This is a genomic window from Clostridium sp. 1001271B_151109_B4 (assembly GCF_015670405.1).
Taxonomy (GTDB): Bacteria; Bacillota; Clostridia; order Clostridiales; family Clostridiaceae; genus Clostridium.
In genome coordinates this window covers 1-13,299 of sequence record NZ_JADPBQ010000010.1, presented here as the reverse complement: position 1 = coordinate 13,299, position 13,299 = coordinate 1, and the positions used below count along the sequence as shown (strand labels likewise).

The window sequence follows — 13,299 nt, the reverse complement described above, 5'->3', positions numbered from 1 at the left end:
GAGGTATTAATCTCATGGATACAATAACTGTTGTAGTGCCATGCTATAACGAAGAAGATGTATTAAAAAGCTTTTATATCGAGATTACGAAAGTTACCTCTGAAATGAAAAAGGTAAAGTTTGAAATAATATTTATAGATGATGGGTCAAAAGACAAAACATTAGAAATAATAAAAGGTTATTCAAAATTGGACAGTAAAGTGAAATATATATCATTTTCAAGGAATTTTGGTAAGGAAGCAGCTATATATGCTGGCTTGAAAGCTGCAAGTGGTGAATATGTAGTTATAATAGATGCAGATTTACAACATCCACCAAGATTAATAAAGGATATGTATTATGGAATAACAAAAGAAGGATATGATAGTGTAGTAGCTTATAGGATAGATAGAAAAGGTGAAAGTAAAATAAGATATTTTTTTTCAAAAATCTTTTTTAAACTTGCAAGTAAGATTACAGAACTTGATTTTATGCAAGGTGAGGAAGATTATAGAATGATGAATAGAAAATTCCTTGAAGCTGTACTTTCAATAGAAGAAAAAAGTAGATTTACAAAGGGAATATTTCAATGGGTTGGATTTAATGTTAAATGGATAGGACATGAAAATGTTAATAGAGTTGCAGGTAAAAGTAAATGGTCATTATTCAAATTATTTACTTATTCAATAGATGGAATAATAGGATTTTCTACTGTTCCCTTAATTATTTTAACAGTAATAGGGGCGTTGCTATGCTTAATAGGAACAGTGTTAGGAGTATCATTAATTATTAAGTACTTGATGATGGATGTAAATATATCAACAAGTTTAATTTTAATAGTATTTACAGTATTAATAAGCGGAGTTCAGTTATTTATTTTTGGAATACTTGGACAGTATTTAGGAAAAGTATATTTAGAAACAAAGCAAAGGCCATTATATATAGTAAAAGAAGAAAAAATACTAGATAACAAGGAAATTGAAGTGGATGAAGAAGTTAAAATTAAAGCTTAAAGAAAATTATATTTATATATTCTCATTTATTGTTCCTATTATGTTAATGGTAGTAATTTATGTTCTAATAGGTATATACCCAGTAGGAGATAAGACTATAGTAAATAGTGATATGTACTCACAATATGTTGGATTTTTAGGTCATATAAAAGATGTATTAAAAGGTGAGGCAAATCTATTTTATAGTTTTAGTAAGAGTTTAGGGGGAAATACTGTAGGGCTTTTTGCTTATTATATGGCAAGTCCTTTAAATTTAATTATAGGATTGTTTCCAAAGGCTTATATTGCAGAGGCTATAGTAGTTATAACATTAATAAAGATAGGTTTGGCTTCATTAACATTTACAATATATTTAATTGAAAACTTTAAGAAAAAAGATATAAATGTAATTATGTTTTCTTTATGTTATTCTTTCATGGCATATAATATTAACTTTCAACTTAATATAATGTGGTTAGATGGAGTTGTTTTATTACCTTTAGTTATGTTAGGAATAGACAAGCTTATAAATGAAAATAAGTATAAGCTATATGTAATATCATTATTTATAGCAATAGTTTCGAATTATTATATTGGATATATGATATGTATTTTTTCAGGATTGTACTTTATCTATAAATTAATATTAAATAATAAGGTTAAATTAATAAAGCTAGATAAGGTTGCTTTAATAAAGCTAAGAAATTTTATAGGTGCATCTGTATTATCAGTTGCATTATCAGCATTTATACTTATTCCAACGGTATTATCATTAGGTTCAGGAAAAGCAAAGTTTAGGATTTTTCAAGAATCACCTAAATTAATGATGAGTTTAGATGAAGTAATTGCCCAGCTTTTTATTGGAAACTATAGTTTGGGACAAATAATGGGAAATTACGCTAATATATATTGTGGAGTTATTATAACTGTATTAGGGATATTATATTTTTTAAATAAGAACATAAGTAGGAAGGAGAGAATTTTATCTGGAATATTTATGTTTGTACTTTTATTAAGTATTTTTATTAGTATGTTGGTATTAATATGGCATGGGTTTGATTATCCAGTAGGATTTGCATATAGATTTTCCTTTTTAATATCGTTTTTAGGAATTGTTTTAGCTTATAAGGAGTTTATAAGTGGTGAAAATATATCGAAGTTAAAAATAGCTATAATAATTTTATTAGGTACGGTATGTACAGGATATATTTTATATGGTGATTATGAAGGGTTATCTCAATGGAACATATTATTAACATTTTTATTTTTTGTAGTCTATATAATTTTGATTAAGTTAGCTAATTGGATTAATCTTAATAAGTATGAGAAGTGGAATTTTAGTCTATCATTATATCCATGGCTATATAAAATAGTTAAATTTAATAGATGTGCTGAAGGTGAAGTTAGGTATATCAATAAATCTATAAGTGATAGTCAGTGTGGAAAAGTTGATAATAATAGAAAAAGGCTAAGGTACTTAAAAAGAAGAAAAGTAAGACAAATCATAAATATATTAATTATGGCTATTGTTTTTATAGAATTAATTATTAATGCATATAGCTGTTTAAAGTTGAAAAGCTATGTATCAAGAGTACGTATATATAATTATATTAATGAAATGCAACCAATAGTTGATGAATTAAAAGATAATATGGATAACTTTTATAGAATGGAAGAAGTTTTTGCTAATACGTATGATGATCCAATGCTATTAAATTATTATGGTATTACTCATTCAAGTTCAGCAAATGATAGAAATACAAGAAAGTTTATGACTAATATGGGGTTTAAGACAAGTAGTATTTTCGAGAAATATAATAGAGGAAGTCTTATTAGTATAGATTCATTATTAGGAGTTAAATATCAAATAGTATCAAAAAAATCTGAAAACTTTTCTGATAATCACTATACAGAAAATAGATATTATAAGAAGTTTTTAGAAGAGGGAGATTATATAGTTTATGAAAATCCACTTGCTTTACCTATAGCATTCATGGTTAATGATAGTTTGAAGAATGTAGCTACTACAGAAGTTAATACATTTGAATTGAATAATAGCATTTTAAGTTCAATGGTAAATGAGAAAAAGGTTATTAATAAATCGTTAAGCATAAAGGAAATAACATCTGAAAATTTAATTTCAACTATAAATGATGGCGAAGTATGTTATAAAAGAATGGATAATCAAAAGGAAGCAAGCATTACATTTGTAGTTGAGGCGGAAGATAATAATCCAGTTTATATGTTTTTAAAATCTAATGCATATGAAAGTGGAACTGCTAGTAGCAATCAAGTAAGAGTTTCTATTAATGGAGTTAGAAAATTTACTGCATTTGATAGTAGAAATTATAATGTGGAGTATATCGGGGAATTTAATAAGGGTGAAGATATAAGAATAGAGATTAATTTAAATACAAATAAACTATATTTAAAGGAATTGCAAATTTATTCTTGTGATGTTGATGAATTTGAAGAAGTTTATAATAATTTAAAGGAAAATATTATTAGTGATACTGATTATAGGGATGGTTATGTTAAAGGTAATATAAATGTTACTGAGGATAAGACTTTGCTATACACTTCTATACCTTATGATGAAGGATGGACAGTAAAAATTGATGGTAAGAATGTTGAGTATGCAAGGATATTAGATGGATTAATTGGTGTAGATGTTGATACAGAAGAATTCAGCGAAGGTGAGCATGTTATAGAGTTTAAGTATAAGGTACCAGGTTTGATGTTGGGAATTATTATATCTATTTTAGCTTTAGTAAGTTGGATAGCTTATGAGTTGTTTATAAAAGTAGAGGACTACTACAATAATGAATATAGATTGAAAATGTAAGTATGAGCTTAGATGCAAATTAAATATATGAATTTGTATCTAAGTTTTTTTGTTATTTTTATACTATCAACCTATAGTTAATGAAAAAGGAAACTCCATTTACTAAAGTCGAGGAGTACACTAAAGTATACCTTTCAACTAACCAAATTATAAATTTGGAGTTTCAAGCAAGTTTTACTAACTAAATCAAAGATTTAGAATATCACTTAAAGAAGCAGGTACAAAATAGTAAGATTATTTTGTATCTGCTTTTCCTTTGAGGTGCTAACTAAAACAAAGAGTTTTGTTTGCCGTTTTGTTGTTGAATAGTTTCTTTGCTCTTATTATTCAAGCTTCCAAGAGGACTGTTAAAACTATTTAGAGGATTAGGAAGTTCGGTATTGCTAGAAGGTATAGTCCCTCTAACTCTTTTTTTCTTATCATTAGTTTTAGCCATGACATATCTCCTTTTAATTAATATCTAGCTTAAATGGCAAGTAGTTCTAAGTTAGATATCAGAATCGTCGTAAATATCGCCAATATAGTCAAATTCGCTATAAGCGATATTGTTAACTACAATTGGATCAGCTTCAGATTTTGAGGTATCTGTATCTGATTTTATTGACGAGTTATTTACTAATGATTCGCTGGCAGGATCATAGTAGCTTCTTACGTGTGGCAAATAAACATTAGACTTATCCTTCAAGATTATCCCTCCTCGAATTTTATTTGGATAAGGTTTAGTTTATCTGATGGCTAGCTGTTGTAATACTCCAAAATTTTTGGCTGGAAGATAACAACGGGAACGCCACTAGATAAACGAACTCTACTTAAGATTAAGTTAAAGCTTCACCTTAAGCTAAGAATTCAGTTTATATTTTCGATAACCTAAGAAAATATATTCCTAACCATATTAATATTATTTGATGGACAGGTGATAAATATACTTGGATATAAGAGGAAAGCTTGGAGAAGGGCAAATTTAGCAATTGACTTTATTTATCTAAAAAATATTAAATAAAACCTGAAAAATAGTCACTTAATAGTAAATAAATGCAATTGTTTTTATTGTAAGTATAGGATAGAATGGGAATGAATTGAAAACAAAGTGTTTGCAATGGAATTTTGATATAAAAGGAGAGTAAAGTGATGTATCCAATAAGATTTGAGAACCTTTATTATGATAAAATATGGGGCGGAAGAGATTTAGAAGAATTTAGAGCAAATTTACCAGAAGGTGATATTGGTGAAAGCTGGGATATTGCTTGCCATCCAAATGGAACAGGAATAGTTGCAAATGGTGGATTAAAAGGAAAGTCATTTACTGAAATAATTGAAGAATTTGGACATTTATTAGTTGGTACTAAGGTTAGCACAAAAAAATTTCCGCTATTAGTTAAATTAATTAACTCAAGGGAAAAGCTTTCTGTACAAGTACACCCTGGTGATGAATATGCTAAGAGAGTTGAAAATCAATTTGGTAAAACTGAAGCTTGGTATGTTGTTGAAGCTAAGCCAGGAGCTAAATTAATTGTTGGAACAAAAAACTGTGATAAAGCTGTATTTGCTAAGGCAATTGAAGAAGGGAAATGTGAAGATTATTTAAATGTTGTTGATGTTAAAAAGGGCGATTGTTTCTTAATTAATAGTGGACTAGTTCATGCTATTTGTGAAGGATTAATAATTGCTGAAATTCAACAAAATTCAGATGTAACATATAGAGTTTATGATTATGGAAGACCAAGGGAAATTCATGTTGAAAAATCTCTTGATGTAATTAACTTTGAGTTAGAAGCAGCAAATTTATCTAATAATGAAATTGTTAAATTTGATGGATTCTCTAAGGTTGATTTTTGTGAAAATGAGTATTTTGGAATGAAGAAAATAAATGTTGAAAGTGAATGGGTTGATTGCAGTAATGAAGAAAAGTTCTTTATTTTAACATGTGTTGAAGGTAATGGGACTATTGAAGGTGAAGGATTCTCAGAAGAAATCAAAATGGGGGATAGTTACTTAATTCCAGCTACTTTAGGAAAATATATTGTAAAAGGAAACGTTGAGGTAATTAAAAGTTACCCAATGTAAATTTTATAAGATCAGCAAAAGAAAATGTAATTTATAAACTTGCCTACATATAAATTATAGAATGGTATAATCTACATGTAGGTATATCATAAAATAGCAAAAATTGTCGTTGAAAAATATGATAGTTATGGTATAATTAAATTTCTCAAGGATACGAATAAAAAAATGAAATTTTATATAAATATTTGGAGGAATTGCCGATGCCAGTAAGAATTGCTATACTAGGTGGACCAAGATGTGGAAAAACAACATTAATTCAACAACTATATGTAGATTTAAAAATCAGAGATATAAATGTAGGAGTTGCTACAGAATATAGTACTGATTATTTAAGAGATAAGGGAATGATTGAATCAATTTCAGAGCAATATGGAATTTATTTAGGTCAATTACATTTAGAAAAGAGCTTAGATTCACATGATTATGCAATAACTGACTATGCTACTTTTGTACCTTATATATATGGAAGATTAATGCTTGGAGATAAGACGAGAACTAAGAAGGAAATTGAAATCTTAAATGATTTATATAGCTTAGCAATCAGAGATCTACCACAATATGATCACATTTTCTTTGTACCAAGAGAGTTTGGTTATAAGAAAGATGGAGTTAGATGGCAAGATGAAGAAGTTGCACAAATGGTGGATAAGGCTATCTTAGGATTCTTAGATGCTGAAAATGTTAAATATTCAGTAATTAAGGGATCAACTAAGGAAAGATCTGAACAAATTATGAAACTTGTTGGAATCAACAAGGAAATTGTACAACCTGTTAAAGCTAAAGAAGTTGTAGAAAAGTAATTTTATTAATTGAATATATTTTTAAAATTAATGATAGTTTTAAAATGTGAAAAGGCGGGGAAGTCTATAGGTTTATAGATTTTGCCCGTCTTTTTTTATGCTTTGGCAAATTATAACAAATCAAAATCAGGAGATAACCTTATGAGGGTAGCAAAACTCATAGTCCACAGAGTGGATTTTTTTATAGGCCTTTAAATTTTGGTCAATTACTTTTAATAATAACTAATGATCTTTAAATTTTTGGGGATGAGGGAATAAGAATAAATAAAATAGTTTAGTTATATTTTAACTATGAGATTTATAGGGATATAAATTCAAGTATTAATCTCAAAATTAAAAAGAAATACAGCGGTAATCAATTACATTGGTAATAGGCACCCTTATTTGTGATATTTATACACCTTATTAGATTGACTATAAAAAGTAGTAGTGATAAAATACATAGTATGCTATGTATTGAGGAGGATAAAAAAATGCATAACTTTGATCCTAAAGAGCATGTTGGATTAATGATTAAATTTTTAAATGGAAGAATTATCAATAAAATTAATAAAAACCTTGCGGACTTCAATCTAACAGGAGTACAACATGAAATTATATGTTTTATAAATAAAAATGAAAGTCAAAGAGATGTATTTCAAAAGGATATTGAAAGATGTTTGAAATTAACAAATCCAACTGTAACAGGCATAGTGAAAAGATTAGAGGAAAAAGAAATGATAGCAAGAGTTCCAAGTGAACAGGATGCTAGATATAAATGTCTTCATGTAACTGAAAAAGGGAAAGAAGTTATATGTAAAAGCTTTAATTTTGGTGCAAACAATATTGAAAAGCAACTAGTTAAAGGAATGACAGATAAAGAAGTAAAAATGTTGAAAGATTTATTATATAGGGCATTAAAGAATATGGAGGAGTAAAATCCTCTTATTTTTAAGTATATATATAGCTAACTATGCATTGTTAAATTATTGATTATGTTTAGGGATAGCTATATTTTCAATTGTTAATAACATCAATGCTGATTTTAAGTTAGTGCAATAAAAGAGTTAATGCATAATCAGCAAATAGTGTTTATATAAAAATTAAAAAATTATTATAAAGAGGTGAAATATATGATTAAAAAATTAGCTCCTTATATGAAAAAATATAAGACACCATTAATATTAGGTGTTTTATGTGCAGCATTAGAAGCTACTTTTGAATTATTAATCCCACTAGTAATGGCACAAATAGTAGACGTTGGGATTTCTGCTGGAGATACAGGTTATACAATAAAAATGGGATTATTAATGCTTGCAATGGCAGCTATTTCTTTATGCTTTGGTCTTGGATTATCAAGATTTTCAGCTATAGCAGGACAAGGGTTTGGTGCAGAACTTAGACAAGCTGAGTATGAAAAAATACAAACTTATTCTTTCAAGAATATTGAAAAATTCAGTACTGCATCTTTAATTACAAGATTGACTACTGATATTACAATGATACAAAATTCATTAACAATGGGGATTAAGCTTTTAGTTAGAGCTCCTATGATGCTTATTGTTGCATGTATCTTATCTGTTACAATTAGTCCACAATTAGCAATGATTTTCTTAGTATCTATGCCAGTTCTTATAATTTCAATTGGATTAATTATCAAAAATGTTAGGCCAAGATTTGAAGCTATGCAAAAGAAAATTGATAACTTAAATACTACAGTACAAGAAAACTTAATTGGTATCAGAGTTGTTAAATCTTTTGTAAGACGTAACAAGGAAAAAGAAAAATTCAAGAAGAGCAATGATGATTTATTACAAGCTTCTGAAGGTGCTTTTGGTATAGTTGTTTTAAATATGCCAATTATGCAAGCTGTTGTATTTGCTAGTATTATAGGTATTCTTTGGTTTGGTGGAAATATGGTTTATGCAGGAACATTAACTGTTGGTAAGCTTACAAGCTTCATGACTTATTCTTTCCAAATATTAATGTCTCTTATGATGCTTTCTATGGTTCTTATGATGCTTTCAAGAGCAGTTGCATCTGCAACACGTATTATTGAAGTTTTAGAAGAAGAGTCAGATATTAAGGATCCAATTTCACCTGTAACTGAAGTTAAGAGTGGAGAAATTGAATTCAGAAATGTTAACTTCAAGTATGAAGATGACAGTGATGAAAACAACTTAGAAGGAATTAATATTAAGATTAAATCTGGTGAAACAGTTGGTATTATTGGTAGTACAGGTTCAGGTAAGTCAAGCTTAGTTCAACTTATTCCAAGACTTTATGATGCAAGCGAAGGTGAGGTTTATGTTGGAGGAGTTAATGTTAAAGATTATCACATTGAAACTTTAAGAAATGAAGTTTCAATGGTACTTCAAAAGAACACATTATTCTCTGGAACTATTAAAGAAAACCTTATGTGGGGTAATGAAAATGCTACAGATGCTGAGATCGAAGCTGCAGCAACATCAGCATGTGCTGATGAATTTATTAATATCCTTCCAGGAAAATATGACATGCATATAGAACAAGGTGGGGTTAATGTATCTGGAGGACAAAAGCAAAGACTTTGTATAGCTAGAGCAATATTAAAACAACCTAAGGTATTAATATTAGATGATAGTACAAGTGCTGTTGATACGGCTACTGATGCTAAGATTAGAGCTGCATTTGCTAATGACTTAAAAGATACTACAAAGATTATAATTGCCCAAAGAGTTAATTCAGTTGCTACTGCTGATAAGATTATCGTTATGGATGATGGTAAGATAAGTGCAATTGGAACTCATGAAGAGTTAATGGAAAATAGTGAAATTTATAAAGATGTATACAAATCTCAACAGGAAGGGGTGGGTTTACGTGAGTAAGAATAAGAGTGAAATGTCTAAGCAAGAAAATGATGTAAATCAAGCACAAGCATCACAAGGCGCTCCAGGAAAAGGTGGCAAAAAACCAGGACCTCCAAAGCCTAAGAATATGGGTAAAACAATAAAAACTTTAATGCATTATGTTGGAAGATATAAAGCATTACTAGCTTTAGTTATGATATTAATAGTAATAAATTCATTTGCAATGGTTGCAGGATCATATTTCTTAAAACCATTAGTAAATAATTATATATTACCAGGTAATTTTTCTGGACTAGCTAAGATGTTAGTATTACTAGGAACTATATTTGGAGTTGGTGCCATTGCTTCTTATGGATATTCAAGAATTATGGTTCATGTAGCTCAAAATACTATTAGTAATATAAGAACAGATTTATTTAATAAGATGCAAGAACTACCAATTAAGTACTTTGATAGAAATACTCATGGTGACTTAATGAGTTTATACACTAATGATATAGATAATATTGGTGAAGCTTTAAATAACAGTTTAACAAATATTTTATCTTCAGGACTTACATTCATTGGAACAATAGTAATGATGGCTGTTTTAAGTCCAGTCTTAATATTAATAACAATAACATTCTTAGCAGTAATGATATTTGTTATAAGTAAGGTTGGTGCTAAGAGTAAATATTACTTTGGATTACAACAAAAGAATATTGGTAAATTAAATGGTTATGTTGAAGAAATGATAGAAGGACAAAAAGTTATTAAAGTATTCTGTCATGAAGAAGAGGCAATTGAAGATTTTAAAAAGCATAATGAAGAGTTAAGAGTAGCTTCAACTGGAGCTCAAACATTTGGTGGATACATGATGCCAATGTTAGGAAACCTTTCTCATATGAATTATGCTGTAACTTGTTGTGTTGGTGGATTAATGACAATTGCAGGTGCTTTTGATATTGGTTCATTAGTTTCATATTTACAATATACAAAACAAGTTTCAAATCCAATAGCCCAAGTATCTCAACAAGTAAATGTGATATTAGCAGCTCTTGCTGGTGCTGAAAGAATATTTACAGCTTTAGATGAAGAAGTTGAAGTTGATGACGGTAAGGTCACTTTAGCTAGAGTTGAAGTTAAGGAAGACGGAACTTTAGTTGAAACTGAAAAATATACAGGACACTGGGCTTGGAAAATTCCAGCTGAAGTTGCTGCTAAAATGAATAACATTGGAGATGTTGAATCAACATTAGAAATGGCTGCAACAGTTTCTAGTATTGATAATATATCAAGTTCAAGATTAGAAACAGCAGTAGAATTAACTGATGAGCCTATATTAAGAGAGCTTACTGGTGATGTTAGATTTAAGAATGTAATCTTTGGATATAATGAAGAAAAAATTGTATTAAAGGATATAAGTTTATTTGCTAAACCAGGTCAAAAGATTGCTTTCGTTGGTTCAACTGGTGCTGGTAAGACAACAATTACTAACCTAATTAATAGATTCTATGAAATCAATTCTGGAACAATAACTTATGATGGAATTGATGTTAAGGATATTAAGAAAGATGATTTAAGAAGATCACTTGGAATAGTGCTTCAAGATACTCACTTATTTACTGGAACAATTGCTGATAATATCAGATATGGTAATTTACATGCAACTGACGAAGAAGTTAAAGCAGCTGCTAAACTTGCAAATGCTCATGCATTTATTAAGCATTTACCACATGGATATGATACAGTAATTACTGGTGATGGAGAAGGTTTATCTCAAGGACAAAGACAATTACTTGCAATTGCAAGAGCTGCAATTGCTAATCCTCCAGTTTTAATAATGGACGAAGCAACAAGTTCAATTGACACTAGAACAGAAAAACTTATCGCTGAGGGTATGGATAAGCTTATGGAAGGAAGAACTGTTTTCGTAATTGCGCATAGACTTTCTACTATTAAAAATTCTAAAGCAATCATGGTTCTTGAACGTGGTGAAATAATTGAAAGAGGAGATCACGATTCTTTATTAGAACAAGGTGGAAGATACTATCAATTATATACAGGAAAAGCTGAATTAGATTAGATAAATATATCAAGGTATATAATAGTAAGAGTGCCTCTAAGGAAAATCTGATATTTGGATTAGTCCTAGAGGCATTTTTTATTAGTTCAAGTTAAGTGTTAGGAGTATTGCATTTGGCTGTATATGAGTCTGTTATATCAAAATGTTGTTAACAACATTTTGATATAACAGACTCATAATACTTTAAGCTAATATTATTAACTTTCAGTAGATAATAAAGAAAATTGACTATAAGTATATAACTGTAAATTATATATATTTATAAAAAATTGTGATTTATCACAAAAATTTTGTGAAATATAAAAAGATTATAAAAATAATGCTTAGCATATATAAAAATGTTAATACTCACAACTGGTGATGTATTATGAACAATATCTATAAAATATTAATGAATAGTAAAGAAAGCATAGAGATAAAAAATAATAAAAATTGTGCCTTTAATAATGTAGAAGATGACAGAAGCAGAAATAATAAATGCCCTCACTGCGAGTGTGATAAAGTTATTAAATTTGGATTTTACAATAGAATTCAAAGATATAAATGTAAGAATGAAGAATGTGGGAAAACATTTATTAATGATAGTAATAATCCATTTAGATGTTCTAAAAAATTTAAAGACAATTGGGAAGCGTATTTTGGACTTCTAATTAAAGGATCAACTTTAAGAGAATGTGCAGCAAAAATGAATATTACTTTAGTGACAGCTTTTTTCTGGAGACATAGATTTTTAAATGATTTGAAAGAGAGAAATTATATTGAAAAGATTAGTTCATATGTTGAACTTACAAAGATGGTTACCCTTGAAAATTTTAAGGGAGATAGAAAATATCATGGGGAAAAGCGGGATAAAATTATAGTTGTTAATGCCATCAATGATTCTAAAGAGATTCTTCCTATAATTGCAGCAAGGTATTTCTTAGGATTTCAAGGAATAAGAAATAATATTATACCAAACTTAGATAGAAATGCTTATGTGGTAGGGTATATAGATGGTAGACTTAAAACTTTTGCCAAAGCATTTAATGAAATTAATAAGGTGAAATTAAATAAAAGTAAAATTACTAATATAGATAAAATGTATTCTAATAAAACTAAGTTGTGGTTTAAGAAATTTAATGGAGTAGCAAGTAAGTATCTAGATCATTATTTGAGTTGGAGAGCTTTTGAATATAAAAACAATATAGATTATAAAAGAGTGGGCTTTTTTATAAAAAGAACTAATACTTCTATTAATATAAAGGCACAAGTTAATACATATTTATCATGGAATCGGATAAAAGCAAAGGTTATATCTGTATAATGTTAATTTATAAATGTTTTATCTAAGAATATATTTAAACTACACATGATTCAAAATTTTGGATTAATTCCAAAAATAAGAACAATATCAACAAATATGGGATTAAATATGTGGATAAAAACAACATTGGTGTGGATAAATTTTAAAAAATATAATGAGATAATATTAGAGGTTAATAATTCACATATAAAAATGCTTTTTTGTGAATTGTTTTTACGTACCTGTGGATAATTTTTAGATTTGACTATTATTACTTTAATAATAGTTTATTTGTATTATGTTATTTTAAAAAGTGAGATTTTATAGGGACGAGTCATTATTATACAATCCATAGCCTATCTAGTCAATAGTATAATGATTAACTTAGTATAGAGGTCTGTTATATCAAAATGTTGTTAACAACATTTTGATATAACAGACCTC

Annotated in this window: 10 protein-coding genes; 8 read left to right on the top strand and 2 right to left on the bottom strand. The window is 28.3% G+C overall.

All coding sequences use genetic code 11. The annotated features are described in order from the left end of the window. The first annotated feature begins 14 nt into the window (after positions 1-14). A complete protein-coding gene (locus I4V63_RS08370) occupies positions 15-992 on the top strand; it encodes a glycosyltransferase family 2 protein (RefSeq protein WP_196000844.1) in 978 nt (325 codons plus the stop codon). Then, positions 967-3,816, top strand: coding sequence for a YfhO family protein (locus I4V63_RS08365; protein ID WP_196000843.1), 2,850 nt, complete (start codon positions 967-969; stop codon positions 3,814-3,816). Before I4V63_RS08370 ends, I4V63_RS08365 begins: the two co-directional genes overlap by 26 nt. Positions 3,817-4,084: 268 nt before the next feature. Here the strand turns inward: I4V63_RS08365 and I4V63_RS08360 are convergent, their stop codons facing one another. Continuing rightward, a complete protein-coding gene (locus tag I4V63_RS08360; protein ID WP_196000842.1) occupies positions 4,085-4,252 on the bottom strand; it encodes a hypothetical protein in 168 nt (55 codons plus the stop codon). 51 nt (positions 4,253-4,303) lie between these two features. Continuing rightward, positions 4,304-4,501 carry a hypothetical protein gene (locus I4V63_RS08355; RefSeq protein ID WP_196000841.1) on the bottom strand — a complete coding sequence of 66 codons (198 nt, stop codon included), beginning with the start codon at positions 4,499-4,501 and terminating at the stop codon, positions 4,304-4,306. Positions 4,502-4,944: 443 nt separating this feature from the next. On the opposite strand from I4V63_RS08355, the gene I4V63_RS08350 reads away from it, so the two are divergent. The 6 genes from I4V63_RS08350 to I4V63_RS08325 all read left to right on the top strand — a co-directional run bounded on the left by I4V63_RS08350 (position 4,945) and on the right by I4V63_RS08325 (position 12,876). Continuing rightward, positions 4,945-5,880, top strand: a complete 936-nt coding sequence (locus tag I4V63_RS08350; RefSeq protein ID WP_196000840.1) for a type I phosphomannose isomerase catalytic subunit — start codon at positions 4,945-4,947, stop codon at positions 5,878-5,880. 200 nt (positions 5,881-6,080) lie between these two features. Beyond that, entirely contained in the window at positions 6,081-6,680 is a 600-nt protein-coding gene (locus I4V63_RS08345; protein WP_196000839.1) for an ATP-binding protein, read from the top strand. Positions 6,681-7,153: 473 nt separating this feature from the next. Beyond that, entirely contained in the window at positions 7,154-7,597 is a 444-nt protein-coding gene (locus tag I4V63_RS08340) for a MarR family transcriptional regulator (protein ID WP_196000838.1), read from the top strand. Between the two features lie 195 nt (positions 7,598-7,792). Next, positions 7,793-9,526: an ABC transporter ATP-binding protein gene (locus I4V63_RS08335; protein ID WP_196000837.1), complete on the top strand. Its 1,734-nt coding sequence runs from the start codon at positions 7,793-7,795 to the stop codon at positions 9,524-9,526. Positions 9,527-9,635: 109 nt separating this feature from the next. Continuing rightward, a complete protein-coding gene (locus I4V63_RS08330; RefSeq protein ID WP_243280480.1) occupies positions 9,636-11,573 on the top strand; it encodes an ABC transporter ATP-binding protein in 1,938 nt (645 codons plus the stop codon). A 367-nt stretch (positions 11,574-11,940) separates the two neighbouring features. After that, positions 11,941-12,876, top strand: a complete 936-nt coding sequence (locus I4V63_RS08325; protein ID WP_196000836.1) for an IS1 family transposase — start codon at positions 11,941-11,943, stop codon at positions 12,874-12,876. Positions 12,877-13,299: the final 423 nt, after the last annotated feature.